Origin of the sequence: Maricaulis sp. (genome assembly GCF_048268525.1) — a bacterium.
Classification (GTDB): Bacteria; Pseudomonadota; Alphaproteobacteria; order Caulobacterales; family Maricaulaceae; genus Maricaulis.
Window position 1 is genome coordinate 1 of sequence record NZ_JBLWVH010000011.1, and the last position, 24362, is coordinate 24362.

Sequence of the window (24362 nt, forward strand, 5' to 3'; positions counted from 1 at the left end):
GACGGGCGCTGGCCCTTGGGACGCCCCGGCGTCCGGTTCGGATGCGACGGCTTGCCGGCTTTCTCGCCCGTGCCGCTGCCACCGCGATCCCCGTCGACATAGGGATTCTTGCCAGCCTTGACGATCAGACGGATCGGCACGCCGGGCAGGTCGAAGGCTTCGCGCAGACCATTGACCAGATAGCGCTTATAGCTTTCCGGCAAATCTGACGCGCGCGAGCACATCAGCACGAAGGTCGGCGGACGGCCCTTGGTCTGGGTCATGTAGCGCGGCTTGATGCGGCGACCATTGACGGCGGGCGGCGGATGACGCTCGGTCATCTCGTGCAGCCAGTCATTGAGGTCGCGCGTCTTGACCTTGGCGTCCCAGTTCTCGTGCAATTTGGCCAGGGTCGGCATGATCGCGTCGAGACCCTTTTTCTTCAGGGCCGACATCGGCAGTACGGGCGCACCGGTCATCTGCGGCAGCAGACGTTCGAACTCCAGGCGGATTTCCTTGAGATAGGCTTCGCGATTGGGCACGAGGTCCATCTTGGAAACGGCGATCGCGACGGCGCGGCCTTCCTTGTAGGCCATGTCGGCGAGGTGCAGGTCCTGCTTCTCCAGCGGATGCTCGGCATCCATCAGCAGCAGCACCACTTCGGCGAACTTGACGGCGCGCAGCGTGTCGGCGGCGCTCATGCGCTCGAGCCGGTCCGCCACCTTGCCGCGCTTGCGCAGGCCCGCAGTGTCATGCAGGCGCACCCGTCGACCATCCCAGACCCAGTCCACCGAAATGGCGTCACGGGTGATCCCGGCCTCGGGTCCGGTGATCAATCGCTCCTCTCCGATCAACGTGTTGATCAGGGTGGATTTGCCGGCGTTCGGGCGCCCGATTACAGCAATGCGCAAGGGCGGATCGCCATCATCCTTGTTGCCGCGCCGCGCGGCCTTGGCCAGCGGACCAAGGGCCTCGACCACGGCGTCGTACAGATCACCGATTCCGGCACCATGCGCAGCAGAGAAGGCAATCGGCTCGCCCATGCCCAGTTCGAACGCGTCGATCAGGCCACTTTCGCCAGCCTTGCCTTCGCACTTGTTGGCCAGCAGCAGGACCGGTTTTCCCGATCGGCGGATCACATCGGCAAAGACCACATCCAGCGGCGTAACGCCGGCCCGCGCATCGATCAGCAGCAGGCAGATATCGGCGTCATGGATAGCCATTTCGGTCTGGGTGCGCATCTCCGCATCCAGACCGTCTTTCTCGGAATCATCGTATCCGGCGGTGTCGATCAGCAATAAGGGCAGATCGCCCAAACGCCCACGCGCCTCGCGCCGGTCGCGGGTTACACCGGGCCGGTCATCGACAATGGCCAGTGGTTTTCCGGCCAATCGATTGAAAAGTGTCGATTTTCCCACATTGGGCCGTCCAACGACGGCGATGCGGGGCAAGTGAGCAGTCATGCATTTGCGCCTAGCGGAGCGCGATCATCCGCGCATCATCGGTGACGACATATACGGTTTCATTGGCAATGACAGGGGGGACGAACACATCGCCCGGCAGATCACGCTGGGAAACAATGCTCCCGTCGACGGCGTTCAGGACCACCATTTCGCCTCGACTGGAGGCCACGACCAGACGACCACCGGCCATCACCGGCCCCGTCCAGGCGAGTCGGTTCTTGCGCTCGCGCGCATTCTCGAACAGCGACAATTGGGTGATCCAGTAGACCTCGCCATCATGACGGTTGATGCAGACGATCTCGGCTTCGCTGGTTGTGACGAAGAGGAAATCACCCGCGACCCATGGCGCATGCAGGCCACCAGCCGGCTGGCTCCACAGGCGTTCGCCTGTACGCAGCGAGATCGCGGCCAAAAGACCGGAATGGCTCATCGCATAGACGGTGTTGTCGACAACGACCGGGCTGCCGGCGACGTCATTGATCTCGGACATGGCGGTCAGGCCACCGGCGCGCGTCAGGCTGTCCTGCCAGATCGGGTTGCCGTTCTGGACCCGCAGGGCGATCAGCTCGCCGGAGGCGAAGGGAGCCACAACGATATCGCCCAGCACGGCCGGACTTGGTGCGGTCAGCAGGCGGGCCGATTCGACGATGCCCTGATAGGTCCACAGGACCTGTCCGCTATCGGTGTCGAGCGCCAGCAGCTCGTTGTCATCACTGGAAACAAAGACACGACCATCCGCGACCGTCGGCGATCCATGGAATGGTACGAGTGTGGCCGAACGCCAGATCTCGCTGCCCGATGCCGCATCCAGCGCGACAAAAAAATTCAGGCCCGTGTGGACGTAGAGACGCCCGCCATCGAAGGCGATGCCGCCACCGAAGGACATCCGGTCATGGCGCTCGGAGGCTTCGATGCGGTGGCGCCAGACGACGGAGCCGGTCGTTGCATTCATGGCGACGACTTCGCCGCGCGCATCGATGGCGTAAAGCGTGTCACCAGCCACCACGGGACGGGCATTCAGCCGGCGGTCATTGTCGGAGCCGTTGCCGAAGCCTTCGCGCCAGGCGATGGCGAGCGGGCCGCTGGCCTGGGTGTGCTGGACGGCATTGGTCGGGTACCCGCCCGGCTGCGGCCAGACCGTGTTGACGTAGGCCGGCGGCAGGTCGACGACCCGCGGCTCGCCATCATTGTCGAGGTTCAGACCCTGCTCGAAATTGAGAATGGAAACACGGCCATCGGTCGGCGCATCACCATTCAGGCGTTCGGCGTCGTTGTCATTGCCACGCCCTGGGATCATGTCGAGCGGGTTGGGAACAGACGAGCACGCCGCCAGCGGGGCAATCAGGGCCACACCAAGAAGGGTGCGGATACGCTTTACATCAATCATCGCCTGCATCCCCGGCATCGGTGGTTTCTTCTTCGGCAGCAGCGTCAGCCGCGCCGTCGACCGGTGCTGACGGGTCAGCCCCCGTCACTGCGTCGTCGGTGGTCGCCTCGTCAGCGGCAGGCTCGGCCAGGGCCGTGCGCTGGGCAATCAGGGCCATCGCTTCCTGGGCGCGACGCTGCACGCCGGCCGGGGCATCGCTGGAGAAGGCCAGGAACTGGTAATGGGTCCGCGCCCGCTCGATATTGTCAGCGCGCAACGCGGCGGCCGCAATCGTTTCGCGAGCGATATGACGATAGGCCGAATCCGCATTGACCAAGCGGCTCAGGCGCAGATCAATGTCGGAGAAGGACAGGCTGTCCCAGGAGGCCCAGACGGCCCGGATCTCGGCCATGTCCCGAAGAAGCGGATCGTTGGCATGCGCTGCGGCCTGTTCGAAGAACCCGGTCGCTGCCGCATTGTCACCCTGCTCGATCGCCACATTGCCGCGCTGGATCAGCGCCAGCGACACATAGCCGGGCGTGCCATTTTCGGCGAGCGTTTCCAGCCCGGCCGCAGCCAGCGCCAGCTCGCCCGACTCGGAATGCGTCATTGCCGCGATAAAGGCATCGGAGGCCGTTTGGCGGCTTCCGGTCTGCCAGGCATCGAAGCTCTGCCAGGCCACGGATCCGGCGATCACCGCCAAGGCTGCGCCCAGTGCCCAAGGGCCCCATTGACGCAACAAATCCTGATACTTGTCCCGGCGAAGTTCTTCGTCGACTTCTTCAAAAATATCGACCACGTCGAAGCGGCTCCGTAATTCCAATCAATGTGCGGCGGACCCTAGCGTCCCTACCCCACTGCCGCAACAGACCTCAGCCGTCCGAACGCTTCATGGTGTAGACCTCGCGCGACGAGGGAAAGCTGCGATCTCGGACATCGCTGGCATATTGCGCCACGGCAGCATCGGTACGCTCGGCCATATTGTCATAGCGCTTGACGAATTTCGGGGTCCAGTCGAACACGCCCAGCATGTCCTGGGTGACCAGTATCTGCCCGTCACAGGCGGCTGAAGCGCCGATGCCGATGGTGGGAACATCCACAGTTTCTGTGATCTCGCGCGCCAGGTCCTCGGCCACGCCCTCAATGACGATCGCGAAGGCACCGGCCTCGGCCGTGGCCAGCGCTTCGTCGATCACGCGCTGACGCTCGGCCTGCGTTCGCCCCTTGGCCTTGTATCCGCCATCGGCGAGCGCCGCCTGGGGACGCAGTCCGATATGACCGATCACCGGGATCGAGCGGGCCGCCATGAAGCGGATCGTGTCGGCGGCATAGGTGCCGCTTTCGATCTTGATGGCCTGGCAACCGGTCTCGGCCATAACGCGGGCGGCATTGGCAAAGGCCTGCTCGGGTGACTGCTCATAGCTGCCAAACGGCATGTCGACGGCGACCAGTGCCTGCCTGGCGCCGCGCATGACCGCCTGCCCGTGCAGGATCATCATGTCCAGGGTCACACCGACCGTGCTGTCCAGGCCGTGCACCACCATGCCGACACTGTCGCCGACCAGCAGGAGGTCACAATGGGGATCCAGGATGCGGGCCATCGGCGCGTCATAGGCGGTGAGGCAGACAAGCGGCTCACCGCCCTTGCGGGCACGGATGTCCGGAGCGGTGATGCGGCGGCCCTTGGTCGGGGTCTTTGACTGAGCAGACATGGCGGATGGCCTTTGTGACGACAGGTGGCCGGACCCTAGCGCAGCATGTTGCGCTGCAAAAGCCTCAGGCCAGTCGGCGCGGCAGTACCATCGCCACCATGCCGACGGCGACCGCCATGGCGGCGGCGGCCATGACTTCCGGCCCCATCAGGAAGCCGACATTGGACAGCAAGCCTTCAGTGGGGATCTGCACCTGGCCGAGTACGGACTCAAGTTGCGTACCGGCAATCGCCGACCCGGTCGAACCGGCACCACCCAGAAGCAGGATCCGCTTGCGATCAGGGTTCGACAATTGCTTGATCACACGCTGCGAGAACCGTTCGGCCTCGGTTTCCGTTTCCAACGGCTCGGATGCCTGGGCGAAGGCGGCCTTGAGCCGTGCATCAAATGCATCATCCATGGTCATGACACCATTACCTCCGCGTCCGTGAAGAACGCCTGCAATTTGGCCCGGCCGCGATTGACGTGCGACTTGACCGTTCCCAGCGGCATGCCGGTCGCCTCAGCGGCTTCCGAATGCGACATGCCGCATGAATAACACAACACCACCGCGATCCGCTCGTCTTCCTTCAATGTGGCGAGCCCGCGATCGAGATCAACCACATTGCCCATGTCGCGCGGGGCTTCGCTCTCTTCGACATCGGCCTTGAATTTCTCCAGCACCCGCTCGGTCGCCTTGCGCTTGCGCGCCGACATCAAAAACTGGGTGTAGGCGATCGAGCACAGCCAGGACTTGAACGTCCCCGTGCCCTTGAAGCTGCCGATCTTCTCGTAGGCCCGGATGAAGGCATCCTGGGCCAGGTCATCAGCGAGGGCGTGGTTGCGGCACATGCGGTTCAGCATGCCGCGAACCAGACCCTGGTGGCGCCGGACCAGTTCTCCGAAGGCCGCCGGGTTCTTCGTGGCGACCACCAGAGCTGTGAGTTCTTCGTCCGACGCCTTCATCAGCCCGCTCCGATTACTCGGAGCCCTCTTTCTTGCGACCCAGCAGGCCGAAGCCGACGAGAACCAGACCGATAAAGCCGGGGAAGGCCGCGATGGCGGGCATGATATAAGCCGCTTCTTCTTCGCCTTCGACGGCACCAATGGTCCATCCCAGGACGACCAGGGCGGCTGCGACAGCGATCAGGATCAGACCCGATTTCAGGTCGCCATTGCTGTCCTTGCGGGGCATGCCCAAAGCGCGGATCGTGTCCGGGTCCATGGTCTGGCCCGCCTGAATGGCCGTTTCGATTGTGCTCAGCGTGGATTTCCGTTTCTGGGTACCGGCATTCACCGCAACCCAGACAATGCCCAACACCATGGCAAACGGTGCCAACGATACCAACATAACCGTAAGGTCCATGATCTTTCTCCTGCGTATGGCCCGGGTGCTCCGTGCACCGGCTTTGACCATGAGATGCGGCCAGCATCGGGATTGGATGCAGCGGTCAGCCGATAACCGCTATACCGAATAAATATCCATGTAAATTCAATATGATGAGCGCTGCAATCAAACCCAGCACAATGGCGGTCAGATCGCCACCCCAGCCTTTAACGACCGGCGGCGGCGTTTCGCGGAGGCAGGCGGCAATGAAGGTGACCAGCGACCAGACAAAGAAACTGCCGAACAACAGCACGGCGGCCGCCTCCGCATTGGCAAGCAGGTGCGCGCCGGACCAGACCACAACGCCGGCCAGCATCGGATGGCGCACCCAGCGGCGGATATGTCCGGGCGCGTAGGCCGAGGCGAGCAGGATGATCCCCAGCGGCACGGCAAACAGGGCGGCCTGGTGTCCCCAGCCCGGGGTTGTCCAGACCGACGGCGTCGGATGAGCGATGATCTTGCCGTAGATGATGAGGCCGAAGCCGACCAGCGATATCGCCGTATATGCCAGCTTGTAGGGCGTTGCGCCCAGCTGGACGACCAGCGTGTCACGCAAACCGGGCACGAGGCGCAGGCCGTGAACCCCCAGGAACATCACCAGTCCGACAGATAAAAGCAGCATCGACGCCTCCCCGAGCTCGTCCGGTGATTATAGGCGATTCATCGCCATGTCGTGGATGAAAACCGGATGGGACCCAGGCGGCGGAGATCAGAACATGCGCAAGCGGGGCAGGTTGATGGTCCGGGTCAGCCAGCCATGGCCCAGAAAGGCGACACCGCCGACAATGGCGATGATCTGAAGCGCTGCGGACATCTCCTGCCCCAGCGTCCCGGCAATGATCTGCAAGGCCGGTGAGACCAGGGCCAGGCCGAGCACCAGCAGGCAGCCTGCGACCAGGCGCAGGACCAGCTCGATGCGCAGACGCCTGCGGGCGACGCGCTCCATGACGCCGGTCCGGAAAGCCCGGTCACTGGACGGTACGGTTTCGGCGGCGAAGAAGTCAGCAAGCGGATCAGTCTTGTCCATCACCCACTCCCAGGATTTCGGCGAGGCGCGCACGCCCTCGCAACACATGTGATTTTACAGTCCCCAACGGCATTTCCAAGACTTTTGCGGCATCGCCATGCGACCACCCCTCCCCCAGACACAGGGAGACGGCGGCGCGCTGGTCGGGCGGCAGCTGCCCCAGCGCCTGCCGCAGCGCGATGGCGCGTTCTGTCTGCGGCGTCTCGCTATCCGGACGCATCGACTGCCAGTCATGGTCGCGCTGGCGCGAGCGGGCCATGCTCCGGGCCCGCCCCCTGGCCTTGCGCCAGGCGATCGAGAACAGCCAGGTCTTCAATCGCTCGGGCTCGCGCAGCCGGCGCAATTCGGTCCATCCGGCCAGGAACACCTCCTGGGCCAGATCATCGGCATCCGCATCATACGGGCTCATCCGGCGCAGGAAGGCGCGGATCGCCCCCTGATACCGGTCGACGATCCGCGCATAGGCCGCATCATTGCCCGAGCGGGCCGCTGCGACGAGCGCCGCGTCCGTCGGTTGCGAGCGCATCAGTCCGACGACTTCTTGCCCTTGAAGAAGGCCGACACCAGGAAGGCGAAGGACAGGACGGCGAAGATCATCGCCACGAAATAGGCGACCTCACCCATTCCGATCAGACCGCTATAGCCCTCATAGGCGAACACAGCGGAAAAACCGGCAAACAGGATCACCAGGAAGGCATTGCTGCCGGTGCCATAGTTTGAGTGGCCACTGCCGGAATTGTGGTCCAGATCGGACCAGTCCGGGCGACCATCATCGGCCGCATCAAGGCTGGCGATCAGGTCGGCGGGCGGCTCCTTGCCGGATGCGGCATAGGTCTTCAACAGGTCGATCTTGGCCTGGGTACGCTTGTACCGCATGAAGCTGCCCCAACCGGCAGCGACAAAGAACGCCAGCGGGAAAAGCAACCACCAGTAACTCTCAAACAACTCGACCATCGGCTCGATCTCCTGTTCCACGCCCCTGGATGCACCGGCATTCAGCGGGTCTTTGCTCCTGTGTCGCCGCCGCGACGCGGTTTGGATGCGACGGACACAAAAAAAGTGCAGGATCGATGTGGAACCGATTGCCCCGGCCTGTCCAGATCGGGGCAATTGCGGCCCGGGGGCCCGTTGACCCTAGTGGCCTTGATCCAGCGGCAGATAGATGTCGGAGCGCAGCTCGGCGGCGACGCGACCGCTCGGATCATCCACATAATTGACGAAAAGCGGCCGGTCGGCAAAACCGCCAAGGCCCTGGTCGATGACGGTTGCGTACAGCCGGTCGATACTCTCATGCAGACTGTCATAGTCGCCGACATGGCGCAGTCGGGCGTGGCACCCGGCGGCGAGTTCCAGACAACCAATGCCCTCAGGCGGCACGATGTCACCGACGGCGATGGCGCAATCAAAACTCAGGGCGTCGGGCTCGGTAGAGCGCGGGTCTTCGTACCAGACGCCGTAGATCCCCTGCAGGGCATCTATGGGGTGCTGGCTGAAAACCGCCTCGAACAACCGCTCATAGGTCAGGTTCAACTCGGCATAGGCGCCGACATTGCGGATCGCCAGCAAACGCAGCGGATCGGTCGAGACGATCTCGACCTCCAGGGCTACGTCGCCATCACCGCCGGGTGCCGGTTTGAGCAGACGGTCGATCAACTCCGTGCGGCCGGCGCGCAATTCGCTGGCCGACCCGCCAGTCGCAGCGCGGAAGGCCCGGGCAAAGGCCTGTGATGATCCATAGCCGGCCCCCGCTGCGGCCCGGGTGATCGATTGCCCCTCGGCCTCCAGCTCCGGCAGGGTGCGCGCCAACCGGACCCGGCGCAGGGTCTCCGCCAGCGTTTCCCCCGTCATCAGGCGATAGACCCGGTGAAAGTGGAAGGGCGACAAGGCGGCCGTCGAGGCCAGTGCCTCCAGCGACAGGGTGCCTGCTTCGCCATCGCTGGCCTCAATCTGCGCCAGTACCCGCTCAATGCGTTCGGCATGACGTAAACGGCTGTCCGGCATCATGGTCGTGTCTCCTTCACGATGAACCATGATGCCGGTCTAGCCCGGTGCGCAAGCCGGCGCGGTCCCGTTCTTGCGCATTGTGTGCCGGCAGGCTCTCGCCTATCGCTCGAACGGGTTGGCCAGGAAGTCAGGCAGATCGATCACGATCTCTTCGCTGGCGACCGGCTCACCGCGCATGAAGGCGTGCATCGCTTCACCCACCTCAGGGGTCGTCATGAAGAGATTATGTCCGGCATTGACGACCGTGACCCGGGTGACATCGCTCAGCCCGGCAACCGCTTCGCGCTGGCTTTGCGGATAAGTCCGCCCGTCGAGCGTACCGGTCAGCAACAACACGGGCGTGTCTCCTGTCGGGCCGCGACGGAAATCCGCACCCAGATCAAGGCCGGGAACGGCTTCGTTCAATTGCGGCATGGGGAAGTTCAGATAGGCGCCCAGAAGCGAGGTTTGCGCCTGCTCGTCGACGACGGCCAGTCGATCCGCATCAATACCCGAGGCGAGGTCCATGGCGGTCGGCATGGCGTTCATCGAGATCGGTTCGCCGGGCGTCCAGAAATACTGCAGCAACGCGATCGGCAATTGGGTATCGCCCTGCTCCACCCCGGCATAGAGCGCCGGCAACAAGCCGGCATTGGCCGGATCTGCAATCAGCCCGGACGCGAATTGCTGGAGATGATGGCGCTGCAGGAGAAAGGGCAGGCTCGTGCCGTCTTCCTGCGGCACCTGCATCAGGATGGGTTCGGCTTCCAGCTGCGCGTGAACACGCCGCATCAGCCCGGCAATGTCCGGATAGAGCGCGGCGGCGGCCGGCTGGGTGTTCACCGCCGCCTGCAGGCGGGCGATATAGGCATCGGTCCGGGCCGGCAGCTTGACCGTCTGGTCGAGCCCCTCGGCACTGGCGATAATCACCCGGTCAATCTTGTCCGGGATCGCGTTCAAGGCTGCGAGTGCCAGGTGGCTGCCATAGGAGATACCCCAGAGCGACATCCGGTCGGCACCGAGATGGGCGCGAAGGTCGGACAGGTCGGCGACGCTTTCCTGCGTCGTATAGCCGAGGATATCCACGCCCTCGCTGTCCCAGAAGGCCAGGCATTCACTCAGGGCCGCCCGCTGGCTGGCGATGATGTCGGCATCGCTGACCCGCGCACTGTCGTCGGCGGACTGGCTGCTGACACAACGCGGAGGTCGTTGCGACTGTCCGGTCCCTCGCTGGTCAAAGGCGATCACATCACCATGCTGGCGCATCGCCATGAAGAGCGGGAAGCGCTGGCCCTGCGCCGTCCCGGACCCTGAACCGCCGGGACCGCCGGCGAGATAGACGATAGGCGGCCCGGCGCGCTCGCCGGTTGCCGGGAATCGCACATAGCTGATGGTGATCATCCGGCTGTGCGGATCGGCGCGGTTTTCCGGCACCTGGAATTCACCGCGAAAGGCGTCCGTGGTGTCGCCGCTCCGGGCGGTAAAGACGATACCGGTTTCAGGGTTCGGCTGCGCCGCACCGGCAGCCGCCGGCAGGGACGCGAAGAGGGCGCCCGCCAGCAAACCGGCACGGGCCAAGGTCAGTCGTTTCATCGATCATGCTCCACTGTGTCGTGCCCCCCGGCACAGCTACAGCAGAGCGTCATGGCACCGCTCGATCACGCCCCAATCGACCGGCGGCGGCCTCCAGCCGTCAAGCGGCGGGACGGTGAGCCGAACAACCGCTAGTCTTGCCAACATGACCGCTCGTCACGCCCCCTTGCGCCTGATCGCGCAGCTGTTTGCCGTTTTGTCGGTGGCCTGCTGCCTTCTCCCTGACGCCTCCGGTCAGGCACCAAGACATGTCGCAATCGAGGATGTGCGGGTCTGTCCGGCAAACAATGGCGATACCGCCCCGCCCGACTACAGCGCCGCGGAATGCCGCAGCGTCCCGATCCAGGAACTCGATCCGCAGGGCACCCATATATGGGCCCGGCTCCGCCTGCCCCTCGGCACGGAAAATTTGCGGGGCGACGGCCCTTTCGGGTTGATGGTGATGGGCAAGATGTCCAGCGAGATATACGTCAATGAGCACCTTGTCGGAACCAATGGACAACCGGGCGATGATCGCCGCTCCGAAACCGCCGGACGCATCGATGCCAGCCTGTTCGTTCCGCACACGCTGGTCAGGACAGGCGACAACACCATCGATATCCGCATGTCTTCCCATTATGGCTGGCTGGAATTGGCGTCACCTGTCCACGCAGTCCAGTTCGGACGGTATCAGGACCCGACCCGCATCATCATAACCGGATATTGGCCGAGCCTGATCACATTCGGGGTCTTCCTGGTCGGCCTGGTCTTCTTCGGGGTCACGACCTGGCGCAATGAAGACCGCTCGACCTCCGCCTTGCTGGCAGCGGCCGCCCTGTTCGCCGGAACCGAGCTGCTGGTCGAAACGGCGCGCGGCCTCGTCGCCTATCCCTATCCATTCCACGATGTCAGGCTTGTGCTTATCACCTTGTGTGCGGCAGGCTTTGGCATCTGTGTCTTCGCCTACCTGCTGGAACGAATGACATCGCTGGGCTGGCAGTCGCGACTGGTGCGCGTCCTGGCGGTGCTGATCGTCCTCGTCCCGGTGGTCATCATCATGCCCGGCTTTGACGGCAAGACGGTCGGCGTCCTGACCACCTGCGCCCTGGCAGGACTTGCCTGGTCAGCCCTGTGGGCTTTCCAGAGGAAACCCGGCGCGCTCGGCCTCGCTGCGGCCTTCACCCTGTTCCTGCTGGTCCTGTACCAGGTCGGCTCATACTTCCTCGACGTCGGCTATTTCTACGCCGCCGCCGGTGTGCTGGCCTTCGCCATGTACCAGCAGGCCCAGTCGCTGGTCGCCGAGCGCCGCCAGAGACGCCTTGAAGCCCGACGCGCCCTGAAGCTGGAGACGGCCCTCGACCAGGCCCGGCAGAAGTCGGCCCCGGCCCAGATCCAGCTCGTCAGCGCCGGTCGCGTCGACTATGTCTCGACCGACCGGATCGTCCAGCTCAAGGCCGCCGGCGACTATGTGGAACTTCATTTCGAGGACGGCCGCACGACGCTCTACACCGGCACGCTGGGCGGGCTGGAGAATGAATTGCCGCCGGCCTTCCTGCGGGTGCACCGGTCGCATGTCGTCAACACACTGTTTGTATCGGCTCTGGAGCGCGATGCCGGCGGCACCGGCGAGCTGATCCTGTCGAACGGCGCACGAGTACCCGTCAGCCGCCGCATCCTGCCGACAGTCCGCTCGGCACTCGCCGAGAAGCGCCCGCCTCAATAGTGCGGCGGCTTGGTCACCTCCGGCCCCGGCGCAGCAGCCTCCAGCGCCTCGAGACGGGTCAGCATGACATTGACCCGGCGGGTCAGCCGGTCGAGTTCCTCACGCTGGGCAAGAATGACGGCGTTGAGATCATCCACGGTCTTGTCCTGATGGGCGGCATGGGCCTCGACCTCATCGAGGCGGGCCTGAAGGGTATCTATCATTCTGGACTCCACGTGACATTCCGGTCGCAATCTATCCGATCCCGATCAGGTTCCCAGTCCCAAAGGCGGTTGGTCTGGCATGGCCGCGCAAGCAATCTGCGACCGGGTCAGGCGGCCCCGGTCAAAGGCCCATCTCAGCCAGACCGGGGTGATCATCCGGACGTCGGCCCTGCGGCCAGAAAAATTTTCGATCTTCCTCGCGGATCACGGCATCGTTGATGCTGGCGATGCGCCGCCGCATCAGACCGTCGGGCGCGAATTCCCAGTTTTCATTGCCATAAGCCCTGTACCAACTGCCGGACAGGTCGTGCCACTCATAGGCAAAGCGCACGGCGATACGGTTGTCCCGGAACGCCCAGATCTCCTTGATCAGGCGGTAATCCAGCTCCCGCTCCCACTTGCCCGCCAGGAAGGCGATGATCTCGCCCCGCCCCCGCAGGAAAACATCGCGATTGCGCCATTCACTGTCGGTCGTATAGGCCAGCGCCACCTGTTCCGGGTCGCGCGAATTCCAAGCGTCCTCCGCGAGACGGACCTTGCGCGCTGCCGCGGCCAACGTCGTGAAAGGTGGTACGGGCGGCCGGGTCTGATCGGTCATGAGCTCGCCCCCTCGCCCCGGGCCAGCGCGAGGTCCGCGCGCAGCCGGGCGTTCTCGTCTTCCAGTCCGGACAAGCGTTCATTCACCCCGCGCATCGTCTCGATGATCTCGTCCTCGGTGAAGCGTTGCGTGATGTGCTGTGGACAGTTCCAGTCGAACGCCACCACATGCAGGAGCACAATCCGCTCAGGGCGGGCGCGATAGCCCTGCGGGAGGACACGCCCGGCCAGATCGCTCTCGGCTTCAACCGGCAGAAGCTCGACAGTGGCGAAGACCTTCAAGCGTGTGCGGTTGGCATAGTCCATCAGGATCAGGGCCACACGGGCATTCGCCCGCGTATTACCGACCGAGATGTATTGGCGATTCCCGCGATAATCCGCGAATGCCAGTGTGGCAGCATCCAACACGGTCAGGAATCCTCTCGGTCCGCCGCGATGCTGGACATAGGGCCAGCCCGACTCCGAAACAGAAGCCATGTAGAAATGATCGCGTGCCGCTATGAAATCTGCTTCGTGCTGTGTCAGGCTATCGGTCGCGCGGTCTCCTTCGAAGCGTTCCCAGAGATGGGCACTGCCCATGTCTTCGCGGACCGCCCGCACGCTGGATGTGGTGGCGATGTCGAGAAATCGGTAGCTCATGATGCCGCTCCGGTCCTTTCGAGCAAACGGGAGCGGGCAGACCGACAGGACGGCCTGCCCGCTCGTGATCAGCCGGCCTGCGACGCGGTAACGACGGGGAAGTCGATATCGGTCTTGGCAACGTTGTTGATCAGGTTGGTGAAGACGTTTTCGGCGGCCAGGGCGACGATCTCGACAATCTGGCCGTCGGTATAGCCCGCCTCGCGCAACCCGGTGATATCGCTGTCGCTGACGCGGCCGCGCTCGCGCACCACCTTTGCTGCGAAACCGACAGCGGCATCAGCCTTGGCATCGCCGGACCGCCCGGTGCGGTTGCGGGCAACCTCTTCCGGCGTGAGATTGGCAAGGTTCAGACCCAGATAGGTGTGGGCCGACAGGCAATAGTCACAACCATTGACCTGGGCCACGGCAAGGGCGATGCGCTCGCGGGTCTTGACATCCAGCGTCCTGGAGAGCGCGCCGTTATTGCCGGTATAGCCTTCCAGTGCGGCTGGGCTGGTGGCAATGAGACGGAACATGTTCGGGACGACGCCGAGCTGCTTGTGAACGGCCTCCAGGATCGGCTTGGAGGCTGCGGGGGCGGAATCGAGATCGGGAATGGGCAGGCGGGACATTGGTTTCTCCTTCAGGAATTGGGGCGATCCGTCCGGGATCGCGTTCTGCCGGGGAGAATTGGGCGTTCCGCAAAAAATGATAATCAGCTATAATCGAGAAATTCTTTTCCAATAAATGGAACAAAAATGGACCGTCTCAAAGCCATGTCCATTGTCGTGCAGGTCGTCGACAGCGGGAGTTTCTCCGGCGCCAGCCGGGCCCTCGGCATACCCCTGGCCACGATCAGCCGTCAGGTGACAGAGCTGGAAGCCCATCTCGGTACAAAACTGCTGACGCGAACCACCCGCAAGCTCGCCCTGACTGACGCCGGCACCGCCTATCTCGCCGCCGCACGGCGGATCCTGGACGATGTTGACGAGACAGAACGGGCAGCGGCAGGCGAATATCATTCGCCGCGTGGTGAGCTGATCCTGACCGCTCCGGTGGCTTTCGGGCGCCTTCTGGTCCTGCCGGTAATCCGGGACTTTCTTATCGCCTATCCCAAGATCGATGTCCGCCTGGTCCTGTCCGACCGCAATCTTCACCTGATGGACGAACATATCGACCTGGCTGTGCGGATCGGGCCCCTGCCGGACAGTTCGATGGTGGCGACAAGAGTCGGATCGATTCGGACGGTCGTGGTGGCCAGTCCGGGTCTGCTGGCGGCCCACGGAAAGCCGCAATCGCCGGAGGACCTGCCCGGCATGCCCGGCGTGCACTTCGACATCCTGTCGCCAGCCGGCCGCTGGACCTTCACAGGCCCCGGCGGGCAGACACATGACAGCGCGCCGCGGCCCCGTCTCACCGTCAGCAGCGCCGATGCCGCGGTCTGGTCAGCCTGCGATGGTGTCGGTGTAACCCGGGTATTGAGTTATCAATGCGCTGACGCCGTGAAGAGCGGGTCTTTGCATGTATTGTTGGAGGAGTTCGAACCGGCACCCCTGCCCGTGCATCTTGTTCATGCCGGCCGCGGCGTGCTGCCGGCCAAGCTGCGCAGCTTCCTCGACTTCGCAAAGAGCCGCCTTCGATCAAGTCTGACGGCGCTTTGGTGACAGCCCGTATCGGCCGTCAGGGACGACTAGCCCTTGTTGGCGAATTTCGGCGGCTTCGCCCGCACCTTTTTCGGCGCAGCCGGTTTGGCTGCGGCAGCCGCAGCCTTGGCTTCCATCGCCAGACGGGCCTGGCGCAGCTTGCGGATCTTGGCTTGCCGCTCGTCGGTTTCCTTGTCCAGCTTGGTGCGGACCATGGTGTCGGTGATTTCGGCCCGCGTTTTCGGGGCCACCGGGGTCACTTTCAGAAGGTCACTGTAGACGGGTTCGCTCATGGGCATGTCTCCTTGGCGCTGACAATAGGGCAAATGGGCCGGAAAAACAAAAAGGCCGGGCAATTGCCCGGCCTTTCTGATTGCCTGTCCGGGGCGCGGCAATCCGGCCCCAGGACTGACAGTATGGCTTAGAGAGCCTGAAGGTTCTCGGCAGCGTTCTTGCCCGAACGCTTGTCCTGAACGACTTCGAAGGACAGCTTCTGGCCTTCGGAGATCGTGGTCATGCCCGAACGCTCAACGGCAGAGATGTGGACGAAAACGTCCGTGGAGCCGTCTTCCGGTTGAATGAAGCCAAAACCTTTGGTGGTGTTGAAGAATTTTACGGTACCAGTAGCCATGACGATTTCCTTTCAATCAGTCACGTAGATATGGGTCTGCCCGGCCGCGTGCCGGAAAGTACCCGTGTGTCGAAATTTGAAAGGAAGAGCGTCAGCGGGGCGACAGATCGCCCCCAGAAGATTCGGCATTCAAGATCGAGTAAGCGCTATATGGGGGGCGATTGTGTCTTTTGCAAGGTAATTCGGTTGAGGGTGTGCGTCTTCAATTCCCCAAGCCCGGCGCGCAGGGACTCCCGCACTCCCGGAATTCAATCACCATTTTCCCCGGAAGCACGTCAGCGCTATCCGGGGCTTACGGGAGACTCAGCGTTACAAGGCCGGTTCGGTTGGTCCCGGGTCTTCGCCCGGGAAAAATGGAGTGTGTGAATGCGAGGCTGGCGAAAAGCATTGAGAGCGGGCGCGCGGCGCACGGAAGCCGTTCATCCCGAAGGAGGCGTGCTCGCCCCTACTCCCACTCAATCGTCCCCGGCGGCTTGCTGGTCACATCATAAACCACGCGGTTCACCCCGCGCACTTCATTGATGATGCGCGTGGCGACGCGGCTGAGGAAGTCGTGCTCATAGGGGTAGTAGTCCGCCGTCATGCCGTCGACGGAGGTCACGGCGCGCAGGGCGAGGACGGCGTCATAGGTGCGTTCATCGCCCATGACGCCGACCGTATTGACCGGCAGCAGGACCGAGAAGGCCTGCCAGATCTCGTCATAGAGGCCGGCCTTCTTGATCTCCTCGATATAGATCGCATCGGCCTTGCGCAGGATGTCGGCCTTTTCCTTGGAGACGGCACCGGGAATGCGGATGGCGAGGCCCGGTCCCGGGAAGGGGTGACGGCCGACAAAGGCGTCCGGCAGGCCGAGCTCACGGCCCAGGGCGCGGACTTCGTCCTTGAACAGCTCGCGCAGCGGTTCGACCAGCTTCATCTTCATGCGCGCCGGCAGGCCGCCAACATTATGGTGCGACTTGATGGTGACCGAGGGGCCGCCATCAAAGCTGACGCTTTCGATCACATCGGGATAGAGCGTGCCCTGGGCGAGGAAATCGGCGCCGCCGGCCTCCTTGGCCTTCTCGTCGAAGACATCGATGAACAGGCTGCCGATGATCTTGCGCTTCTTCTCCGGGTCGTCGACGCCTTCAAGGGCCGACAGGAAAAGGTCCTCGGCCTCAGCATGGACGAGCGGGATATTGTAGTGCTCGCGGAACAGGGTGACGACCTCATCAGCCTCGCCCTGGCGCATCAGGCCGGTATCGACAAAGACACAGACCAGCTGGTCGCCGATAGCCTCGTGCAGCAGCACCGCCGCGACCGAGCTGTCGACGCCGCCGGACAGGCCGCACAACACCCGCTTGTCGCCAACCTGTTCGCGGATCTTGGCGATCGCCTCATCCTTGAAATTGGCCATTGACCAGTCACCGGTGAGGCCGGCGATCTGGTGGGTGAAATTGTGCAAGAGGGCGGCGCCGCGCGGCGTGTGCACGACTTCCGGGTGGAATTGCACACCGTAGAAATGACGGGTCTCGTCGGCGATGGCGGCAAAGGGGGCATTGCCCGAAGTCGCGATGACCTTGAACCCCTCGGGCAGCGCCGCGACCCGGTCGCCATGGCTCATCCAGACGCGTTCTTCGTGACCAACCGGACCGAAGCCGGCAAACAGCGGACTGTCCTCGGTGAGGGTAATATCGGCGCGGCCAAACTCGCGCTCCTCGGAGGCCTCGACCCGGCCGCCCAGCTGGGCGCACATGGTCTGCTCGCCATAGCAGATACCCAGCACAGGAATACCGCGCGTGAAGACCGACGCATCGGCGCGCGGGGAATTGTCCCAATGGGTGGAATGCGGCGAGCCCGACAGGATGATCGCCTTGGGGTCATAGGCATCGATAAAGGCCTTGTCGGCGCGGTTATAGGGATGGATTTCGCAAAACACCCCGCTCTCGCGGACACGGCGGGCGATGAGCTGGGTCACCTGGCTGCCGAAATCGATGATGAGGAGTTTGTCGTGTTGATCGGTCATGGGCGTTCGCACCCGCGCGCGCAGGTGTCCCGGAGGTCAGATTGTAGGGAGATGGCAGAAACATCTGTCAGCATGTGGCCCGATAGCGCGAGTCAGCGCGCTTGACCAGTCCCGCGCCACGCCTGACCTGCGCTTTGGCCGGATTTGCCGGAAAATCATCACGACAGGCTTGTCCGCAGCCCGTCCAGCGCGCAAGTCTGGGGGCCAGCCAATCCATGGAGCTTCGCCATGCGTCTTGCCCTGACAGCCCTTATCGCCAGCCTCGCCGCGTCGTGCTCGCAGGCTGACACCGCCAGCCCATGGCGATTGGATGCAGACCAGTCGTCCCTTGCCTTCGTCTCCATCAAATCCGGCGACATCGCCGAGACGCACAGATTTTCCGGCTTCACCGGGTCGGTCATGCCCGATGGCCGCGCTGAACTGGTCATCGACCTGGCGACGGTGGAGACCGGCATCGACATCCGCAATGAGCGGATGCGCGAACACCTGTTCGAAACCGGGCGTTTTACCGACGCCCGCGTGACCACCACGCTCGACCTTGCCGCGCTCGCAGACCTTGGTACCGGCGAACGCCGCGCCATCACGCTACCCGCAACCTTGGACCTGCATGGCGTCGCCGTGACTATCGAAGCCGAGGTGATGGTCACAGGCATCGATGATCAGGCCGTGCTCGTCGAAAGCCGGGCGCCCGTGCTCATCCACGCCGCCGACCATGACCTCGCTGATGGTCTGTTGACCCTGCAGGATCTGGCCGGCCTGCCATCGATCACACCGGTCGTGCCGGTGACATTCTCGCTGATCTTCACCCGCAGCTGATCATCAGACTTGGCTCGAGCCGTGGCGGCAGGTCACTCTTGGCATTCATTCGTCGGCCCCAAATTGGTCGGCAGTATCCACCGGAGAGTTGATGCCGACCGCCCGCCCCCGCGCCGAGATTGTCGAATTGCAGTATCTGCGGGCCATCGCCGTGCTGATGGTCGTGATCGGCCACCTGCATCAGGCCGGGATGCGCTTTTTGGGGACCGACCTGCTGGGCCCGGTCGGTTATCTCGGCTATGCAGGCGTCGACATCTTCTTCGTCATCTCCGGCTTCATCATCCATACGCTCTACCGCACGGCGACCAAGCCCAGCCCGGGCTATGCGCTGAAGCGGCTGAACCGGATTTTTCCGCTCTACTGGCTGTTCACCGGCCTCTCAGTGCTCGGCTACCTGATGTTCGGCGAGACCCTGACACGCGATCTCGATGACCTGGACTGGCTGGCAAGCCTCACACTGCTGCCGACGGGGCAACCCCCGCTGCTCCTCGTGGGCTGGACCCTGACGCACGAACTTTACTTCTACCTCGTTTACGGGCTGGTCCTGTTCCTGCCATCGCGCTGGCGCCGCCCCGTTGCCGCGCTATGGGCTGTCCTGACGGTTCTAGCCATGACCGGTCTGATCGATACCGGCCCTGCCTGGAGCGCCCTGGTCCTGAGCGGGTTCAACCTGCAATTCCTCGCCGGCATCGTGCTGGCGGAGTTCCGGGACCAGCTGTCCCGAACGCGGTGGCCTGCATTGATCGTCCTGACCATTGGCACATGCCTGGCACTTGCCTGGACCTTCCGGCATGGCCTGGACGGGCTGGCAGACGCCGATATCCGGGTTGCAGCCTTTTCGGTCATGGCCGTCGGGCTGGTCTGGACGATCCTGGCCTGGCAGCCGCGCTGGCCGAGCCTCGCCGCGTCGATCGGCGACTGGTCCTACGCCATCTATCTGGGACACTTGCTGGTGATTGGTGTTCTGGCCCGCTTCCTCGCCGCCATCATGCCGGAGGGGCTGATCGCGACCCTGGTCCTGTTCGCGACCGGCCTGACTGCCAGCGCTGCACTGGGACTATTGGTCCATCGCTTCGTCGAGACCCCCCAGCTGACCGCGGGCAAGTCGCTGATCCGCCGGTATTTCGGCGACCGGCAGCCGGATAACCGGCCCTGACGCCCGTTTCCAGCCCTTGGTCTCCAGCAAATTAAATTTCCGTAATTGATTGATTTAATGTAACTTATAGAGATCGAACCGGCCTGATACCTGTGATGGAAGCCTTGTTCCGGATCAGTGATGCAGTACGCCGTCGGCAAATCTCCCATCTTCATCGGCGGCGCGCCTCGATCCGGCACGACATTGCTGCGCGCCATGGTCAATGCCAGCCGCAATATCGTCTGCGGACCGGAGATGCGGGTCATCCCGGCCCTGTGCCATCTGGCCGAACAGATCGAAGCGGGACAGTCGGACGTACTGGAGCGCGGCTATGGTCTCGACCGCCAGGCTGTGAATGACCAGTTCGCGCGTGCCATCGACAAGCTTCTGGCGCCGCTTCACGCCCGGACCGGGGCACGGGTGGCCGAAAAGACGCCCGCCAACATCCTTCACTTCCATCGCCTGCGGCAGATCTTCCCGGACAGCCCGCTGATCAGCATCGTCCGCGACGGGCGCGACGTGGTCGCCTCCCTGCTGTCAATGGACTGGACGGACGCAAGAACCGGTCAGCCAATGGCCATCACCCGCGACGCCGAAGCCGCGGCGCAGCTGTGGTGCGCCAGTGTCGAGGCCGGCTGGCGCGTGCAGGCGGACCCGAATTATTTCGAGCTGCGCTATGAGGACCTGGTGGCTGACACGGCCGGCACGATCTCCCGCCTGTTCGATGCGCTGGGCGAGGACGATGACGCCAAGGCCCGCGCGCTCGATCATGCAGACGCCTTCGACGGCCGTCAGGGCATTGCGGAGTCCAGTGCCGACCGTGTCTCCCGTCCGGTGGACCGGCGGGCCATTGATCGCTGGCAGACCGATCTAGACGATACCCAGCTGGCCACCGTCATGCGTGTCGCTGGCAGCCATCTGGAACAGCTTGGCTATGTCTGACAGCGAGGGCGAGCCCGGACGCAGCGATGGCGAAGGCCTGGTCTTTGCCGGCGGCTGCCCGCGCTCCGGCCTGACCCTGCTGCGCCGTCTGCTGGAACCTCACCGCCATGTCCATTGCGGCCCGGACACAGGCCTGCCGCCTTCGATCGCCATGCAATGGCAGAATTTTGCCCGCGAGCTGGGCCCCCTGCACGCGCAGGATTTCGATCTGGGCGCCGAGGACATGCGCCGCACCATGGCCGACCTGCTGACCGGCATGATCGGTGCCCCGCTGGATCAACCGCCCGTCAAGGTGCTGGTCGAAAAGACCTCGCTCAATGTGGCGGCCTTTGATCCACTGGGACGGCTCCTTCCGCAGGCCCGTTTCATCCATCTCGTGCGTGATGGTCGCGACGTCGCAAATTCCCTGCTCGCCCGCAATTGGCGCGACCCGCAAGGGCGCCCCTTCCCCCATGTCAGCGATCCGGGCGCGGCGCTGAAATACTGGACCGACCTGACCGGTATCGGCCTCGCCGCCGAACGCAGCCTCGCCAGTCGCATCATCCGGATCCGCTATGAAGATCTGGCGACCCGGCCCAAGGCCACGATTACCGATCTGATGCGCTTCCTCGGCCTGAAATTCGAGCCCGCCCAGCTGCACTATGCGACACGGAGTATCGAGCTGCACGGCCTGGAGCATGACAGCGCCCCCCTCATCAACCAGCCCCTGACCCGGCGCCGGGTCGGCGCGGGCGCGGGACTGGACGGGCAGGTCACGGCGCCGACCAGGCAAAGGCTGAACGAGCTGGGATATGGGGCGCAGCCGACCGGTACCAAACGGCGACGTGTCGGTGCGCGGTGAACGGGTGGACACAAGGAACAGACCGCGAGTTCAAGGTGCGCCAGATGTTGCTGATGACGGATGTCGGAGAGTGAGTATGCCGACTATTCCGCTGGCGCAGCCTGCGGCTTTCGGATGCCGATGAAGCGGTCGCCCAGACGCGCCGCCATTTCGTCCGCGACGCTTGATGTCCTTGCCGCCTTGCCGATCACGAATGTTCGTCCTTGGGCATCGGTGACCCACACGCGCATGAACATCTCCGAGATACCCGCCTGCCGGATATCGTCCCAGGCCAGCTGGATGTCCGCGCCGGGCCATCGCCGCGCCGCGAGGATGTCATCCGACCACCGGATCTCTGACCGGGTCAGATAGAGCAAAGCGCCCGTCAGCAAATAGCCCAGTGCCAGAATGGCAATGCCCGCAGCGAACCCCTCCTGGCTCTTCACCCCAACCGGACCAATGACAACATTGATGAGGACGCTATTGAGCAACAAAAAGCCCACCGCAACCGGGATCGGGAAACCTTCGAGAAACTGATACCCCGGATGGCGGCGGCCCCGGTCTGCCCGATGCCGCCAGTACAGGCCGAAATACAAGCCGCAGACCAGGATCATCACCGTCAAATAGCTGGCCAGTTCAACCATCACCCGGCACCCCGTTCCTTGCGACACCCGGATTGAGCATCCAACGGCCAGAGGTGGACAGCAACCCAAAAGTCACGAAGCCGCGGCCGGCGCAGCGATCTCCAATAATCGCTTGTCAGCCAGCGGGCCGGAATCAGCGAACTCGCGGCGAGCGGTTTATGGTGTGGCCTTTGCGGGTGCGAATGCGGGTCTAGCTGCGTCAGCCCACGCTTCGCGTGACGTCCAGTTCACCGCTCGCCTGCAAGCGGTCATAGAGCGCCCAGGGTGCCAGATCGAAACCGTTCGGCCAGGTTGGCGCCCCTTCCTCCAGGAAGACGCGCGCGAAATAGGACGGATCCGACAGGGGCGCGGTCATGGCTGTCGCAGCCTTGATCTCGCGCGACAGGTCGATCTCGCCGCGTGCGCCGTCGGAGAAGACCAGTGCCAGGCGGGTCGCGCCCGCGACCTCGACAGATTGGATTGTCACCAACGGCCTACTCATCATCCAGTCCCGGAATGCGCTCCAAGGGTTCCAGCGCTTCGCAGCGCTCCCAGTTCGCGAGAATAGGCGAGCGATGGATCATGATCCACTCCTGCACCAATCGCAGCGCGCGCGACCGCAAGCTGCCGCGCAACACCTTGCCGGTCTCGATGGAGATCAGGGCCGCCTGTCCCTGATAGGCCGCATGTATGTGCGGCGGCGGGTGATCGCCGAAATACATCCGGATCGTGATGCCGAAGAAGACGGAGACGATGGGCATGCCAAAGGCTAGCCCGTGACGCGCTCAGACGTCCGTGCGCTCCATCACGCAGATGTAGAACCCGTCCGTATCGGTTCGTCCCGGCGAGAGCTGAAGGGCGCCGTGTTCGGTGATGCAGGAATCGAGCAGCACTTCGGCGCCGTCGCCCAGTCCGCCGGACTGGATCAGCGCGTCCATCACCGGCACCGGTTTGAAGCCCTCGACCGTGTCGAGAAAGGCATTGACCCGGTCGCCGTTTTCTTCCGGCAGGACCGAGCAGGTGATGTAAACCAGACGGCCGCCCGGCTTCACATAGCGATGGGCGCGTTCCAGCACGATGTCCTGCTCTTTCATGCGACGCTCGAGAGCGGCCGGCTTGAGACGCCATTTGGCGTCCGGACGGCGGCGCCAGGTGCCGGTTCCGGTGCAAGGGGCGTCGCAGAAGACGACATCCATCTTCTCAACAAATTCGCCCAAGGCCTTGTCTTCGCTGTCGTCATGGACCTGGACATTGCGCACATCGGCGCGCTTGAGGCGCGGCCAGATGGCACGCAGGCGGCGCCAGTCAATGTCCCAGGCGTGGACCTGTCCGGTATTGTGCAGGAGGGCCGACAGGGCCAGCGTCTTGCCACCGGCACCGGCGCAATAATCCAGTATCTGCTCGCCGGCACGGGCGCCCGAGGCCAGGGCCGCCAGCTGGGAACCGATATCCTGCACCTCGACCCAGCCCTTGCCATAGGCGGGAATGCTCTCGGCAGCGGCTGATTTGCCACGCGGGTCGCGCTGCGGGATGCGAATACCTGAGCGGACCAAGGGGCTATTTTCAGCCGCTTTCAGTTTCGACGATACCTCTTTGAAAGCACGATCAAAATCGACCTTGGCTTCATTCACCCTGAGATCAACCGGCGCCCGCGAAGAGAGCTTGCGGCCCTCTTCGGCGGCGGCCTCGCCAAAGGCCCGGACCAGGCTCTCTTCCAGCCATTCCGGGACATCGCCGCGAATGTGCAGCGGCGCGTCGGAAATGTCGCGCGCCAGACCCTCACGCTCGGCATCGGTCAGCGCGTCCGGCGCATGATCATCCCCCTCGAACATGGCGTCGATGGCGTCGGCCTCGACACCCCAGACCCGGCCGACCGTCCCGATGGCCAGGGTGCGGGGCGCGTCGCCTTCCATGGCATAGGCTGTCGAGGACTGGTGACGCAGCGCGTCGAGCACCAGCCCGCCGATCCAGGCACGATCGCCCGAGCCGGCAAAGCGGTGCGCCTTGCCCCAATCGCGCACGGCGTCTTTCACCGGCTGGTGCTGGGTCTGGAGCGTTTCAAGGATTTCGATGGCTGCAGCAATGCGAGCGCCGTCTCTCATGTCGGATATCCGTCTTGTAGGGGCGCCGGGATG

General features: G+C 63.8%; 30 protein-coding genes. 6 read left to right on the forward strand and 24 right to left on the reverse strand.

Going from position 1 to position 24362, the window contains the following annotated elements; translation table 11 throughout:
* The 13 genes from der to ACN0X9_RS07290 all read right to left on the reverse strand — a co-directional run.
* Positions 1-1442: ribosome biogenesis GTPase Der (gene der / locus ACN0X9_RS07230; protein WP_417486942.1), on the reverse strand; the 1442-nt coding region annotated here is incomplete at its 3' end.
* Between the two features lie 10 nt (positions 1443-1452).
* On the reverse strand, positions 1453-2829 hold the full coding sequence (locus ACN0X9_RS07235; protein WP_417486943.1) for a PQQ-binding-like beta-propeller repeat protein: 1377 nt from the start codon (positions 2827-2829) through the stop codon (positions 1453-1455).
* A complete protein-coding gene (locus ACN0X9_RS07240) occupies positions 2822-3607 on the reverse strand; it encodes a tetratricopeptide repeat protein (RefSeq protein WP_417486944.1) in 786 nt (261 codons plus the stop codon). Before ACN0X9_RS07240 ends, ACN0X9_RS07235 begins: the two co-directional genes overlap by 8 nt.
* Positions 3608-3680: 73 nt before the next feature.
* Entirely contained in the window at positions 3681-4520 is an 840-nt protein-coding gene (gene panB, locus ACN0X9_RS07245; protein ID WP_417486945.1) for a 3-methyl-2-oxobutanoate hydroxymethyltransferase, read from the reverse strand.
* A gap of 64 nt (positions 4521-4584) precedes the next feature.
* The gene (locus ACN0X9_RS07250; RefSeq protein WP_417486946.1) at positions 4585-4926 is read right to left on the reverse strand and encodes a hypothetical protein; all 342 of its coding nucleotides are present in this window, start codon (positions 4924-4926) and stop codon (positions 4585-4587) included.
* The gene (locus ACN0X9_RS07255) at positions 4923-5465 is read right to left on the reverse strand and encodes an RNA polymerase sigma factor (protein ID WP_417486947.1); all 543 of its coding nucleotides are present in this window, start codon (positions 5463-5465) and stop codon (positions 4923-4925) included. The genes ACN0X9_RS07250 and ACN0X9_RS07255 overlap by 4 nt, the downstream gene beginning before the upstream one ends.
* A 13-nt stretch (positions 5466-5478) precedes the next feature.
* Positions 5479-5865, reverse strand: a complete 387-nt coding sequence (locus ACN0X9_RS07260; RefSeq protein WP_417486948.1) for a DUF6249 domain-containing protein — start codon at positions 5863-5865, stop codon at positions 5479-5481.
* A gap of 85 nt (positions 5866-5950) precedes the next feature.
* Positions 5951-6508, reverse strand: a complete 558-nt coding sequence (locus ACN0X9_RS07265) for an NnrU family protein (RefSeq protein WP_417486949.1) — start codon at positions 6506-6508, stop codon at positions 5951-5953.
* A gap of 87 nt (positions 6509-6595) precedes the next feature.
* Positions 6596-6913, reverse strand: a complete 318-nt coding sequence (locus ACN0X9_RS07270; protein ID WP_417486950.1) for a hypothetical protein — start codon at positions 6911-6913, stop codon at positions 6596-6598.
* On the reverse strand, positions 6900-7439 hold the full coding sequence (locus ACN0X9_RS07275; protein ID WP_417486951.1) for an RNA polymerase sigma factor: 540 nt from the start codon (positions 7437-7439) through the stop codon (positions 6900-6902). Before ACN0X9_RS07275 ends, ACN0X9_RS07270 begins: the two co-directional genes overlap by 14 nt.
* A complete protein-coding gene (locus ACN0X9_RS07280; RefSeq protein WP_417486952.1) occupies positions 7439-7867 on the reverse strand; it encodes a hypothetical protein in 429 nt (142 codons plus the stop codon). Before ACN0X9_RS07280 ends, ACN0X9_RS07275 begins: the two co-directional genes overlap by 1 nt.
* A gap of 180 nt (positions 7868-8047) precedes the next feature.
* Entirely contained in the window at positions 8048-8944 is an 897-nt protein-coding gene (locus ACN0X9_RS07285; protein WP_417486953.1) for an AraC family transcriptional regulator, read from the reverse strand.
* A gap of 72 nt (positions 8945-9016) precedes the next feature.
* Positions 9017-10489, reverse strand: coding sequence for an alpha/beta hydrolase (locus ACN0X9_RS07290; RefSeq protein WP_417486954.1), 1473 nt, complete (start codon positions 10487-10489; stop codon positions 9017-9019).
* 145 nt (positions 10490-10634) lie between these two features.
* On the opposite strand from ACN0X9_RS07290, the gene ACN0X9_RS07295 reads away from it, so the two are divergent.
* Positions 10635-12191: a LytTR family DNA-binding domain-containing protein gene (locus ACN0X9_RS07295; RefSeq protein WP_417486955.1), complete on the forward strand. Its 1557-nt coding sequence runs from the start codon at positions 10635-10637 to the stop codon at positions 12189-12191.
* Here ACN0X9_RS07295 and ACN0X9_RS07300 read toward each other — a convergent pair.
* The 4 genes from ACN0X9_RS07300 to ACN0X9_RS07315 all read right to left on the reverse strand — a co-directional run bounded on the left by ACN0X9_RS07300 (position 12185) and on the right by ACN0X9_RS07315 (position 14244).
* The gene (locus ACN0X9_RS07300; RefSeq protein WP_417486956.1) at positions 12185-12394 is read right to left on the reverse strand and encodes a SlyX family protein; all 210 of its coding nucleotides are present in this window, start codon (positions 12392-12394) and stop codon (positions 12185-12187) included. The two genes, ACN0X9_RS07295 and ACN0X9_RS07300, sit on opposite strands and share 7 nt — an antisense overlap.
* A gap of 121 nt (positions 12395-12515) precedes the next feature.
* Complete coding sequence (locus ACN0X9_RS07305; RefSeq protein WP_417486957.1) at positions 12516-12992, reverse strand: DUF1348 family protein; 477 nt, start codon at positions 12990-12992, stop codon at positions 12516-12518.
* Positions 12989-13630 carry a pyridoxamine 5'-phosphate oxidase family protein gene (locus tag ACN0X9_RS07310; protein ID WP_417486958.1) on the reverse strand — a complete coding sequence of 214 codons (642 nt, stop codon included), beginning with the start codon at positions 13628-13630 and terminating at the stop codon, positions 12989-12991. Before ACN0X9_RS07310 ends, ACN0X9_RS07305 begins: the two co-directional genes overlap by 4 nt.
* 68 nt (positions 13631-13698) lie before the next feature.
* Complete coding sequence (locus ACN0X9_RS07315) at positions 13699-14244, reverse strand: carboxymuconolactone decarboxylase family protein (protein WP_417486959.1); 546 nt, start codon at positions 14242-14244, stop codon at positions 13699-13701.
* Between the two features lie 126 nt (positions 14245-14370).
* Here ACN0X9_RS07315 and ACN0X9_RS07320 point away from each other — a divergent pair, with 126 nt between their 5' ends.
* A complete protein-coding gene (locus ACN0X9_RS07320; RefSeq protein WP_417486960.1) occupies positions 14371-15276 on the forward strand; it encodes a LysR substrate-binding domain-containing protein in 906 nt (301 codons plus the stop codon).
* Between the two features lie 26 nt (positions 15277-15302).
* On the opposite strand, the gene ACN0X9_RS07325 is transcribed toward ACN0X9_RS07320, so the two are convergent.
* The 3 genes from ACN0X9_RS07325 to guaA form a co-directional block, all read right to left on the reverse strand.
* Positions 15303-15548: a hypothetical protein gene (locus ACN0X9_RS07325; RefSeq protein ID WP_417486961.1), complete on the reverse strand. Its 246-nt coding sequence runs from the start codon at positions 15546-15548 to the stop codon at positions 15303-15305.
* Between the two features lie 128 nt (positions 15549-15676).
* On the reverse strand, positions 15677-15886 hold the full coding sequence (locus ACN0X9_RS07330; RefSeq protein WP_417486962.1) for a cold-shock protein: 210 nt from the start codon (positions 15884-15886) through the stop codon (positions 15677-15679).
* Positions 15887-16331: 445 nt separating this feature from the next.
* The gene (gene guaA, locus ACN0X9_RS07335) at positions 16332-17891 is read right to left on the reverse strand and encodes a glutamine-hydrolyzing GMP synthase (protein WP_417486963.1); all 1560 of its coding nucleotides are present in this window, start codon (positions 17889-17891) and stop codon (positions 16332-16334) included.
* 228 nt (positions 17892-18119) lie between these two features.
* On the opposite strand from guaA, the gene ACN0X9_RS07340 reads away from it, so the two are divergent.
* From ACN0X9_RS07340 to ACN0X9_RS07355, 4 genes are all read left to right on the forward strand, one after another.
* The gene (locus ACN0X9_RS07340; RefSeq protein WP_417486964.1) at positions 18120-18707 is read left to right on the forward strand and encodes a YceI family protein; all 588 of its coding nucleotides are present in this window, start codon (positions 18120-18122) and stop codon (positions 18705-18707) included.
* A gap of 91 nt (positions 18708-18798) precedes the next feature.
* Positions 18799-19863 carry an acyltransferase family protein gene (locus ACN0X9_RS07345; RefSeq protein WP_417486965.1) on the forward strand — a complete coding sequence of 355 codons (1065 nt, stop codon included), beginning with the start codon at positions 18799-18801 and terminating at the stop codon, positions 19861-19863.
* A gap of 120 nt (positions 19864-19983) precedes the next feature.
* Positions 19984-20784, forward strand: a complete 801-nt coding sequence (locus ACN0X9_RS07350) for a sulfotransferase family protein (RefSeq protein ID WP_417486966.1) — start codon at positions 19984-19986, stop codon at positions 20782-20784.
* A complete protein-coding gene (locus ACN0X9_RS07355) occupies positions 20777-21625 on the forward strand; it encodes a sulfotransferase family protein (protein ID WP_417486967.1) in 849 nt (282 codons plus the stop codon). Before ACN0X9_RS07350 ends, ACN0X9_RS07355 begins: the two co-directional genes overlap by 8 nt.
* A gap of 83 nt (positions 21626-21708) precedes the next feature.
* Here ACN0X9_RS07355 and ACN0X9_RS07360 read toward each other — a convergent pair whose 3' ends face one another.
* The 4 genes from ACN0X9_RS07360 to ACN0X9_RS07375 form a co-directional block, all read right to left on the reverse strand.
* The gene (locus tag ACN0X9_RS07360) at positions 21709-22248 is read right to left on the reverse strand and encodes a hypothetical protein (RefSeq protein WP_417486968.1); all 540 of its coding nucleotides are present in this window, start codon (positions 22246-22248) and stop codon (positions 21709-21711) included.
* A gap of 199 nt (positions 22249-22447) precedes the next feature.
* Complete coding sequence (locus ACN0X9_RS07365) at positions 22448-22714, reverse strand: DUF2442 domain-containing protein (protein ID WP_417486969.1); 267 nt, start codon at positions 22712-22714, stop codon at positions 22448-22450.
* Between the two features lie 7 nt (positions 22715-22721).
* Positions 22722-22988: a DUF4160 domain-containing protein gene (locus tag ACN0X9_RS07370; protein ID WP_417486970.1), complete on the reverse strand. Its 267-nt coding sequence runs from the start codon at positions 22986-22988 to the stop codon at positions 22722-22724.
* 24 nt (positions 22989-23012) lie between these two features.
* Positions 23013-24329: an RsmB/NOP family class I SAM-dependent RNA methyltransferase gene (locus ACN0X9_RS07375; protein ID WP_417486971.1), complete on the reverse strand. Its 1317-nt coding sequence runs from the start codon at positions 24327-24329 to the stop codon at positions 23013-23015.
* Positions 24330-24362: the final 33 nt, after the last annotated feature.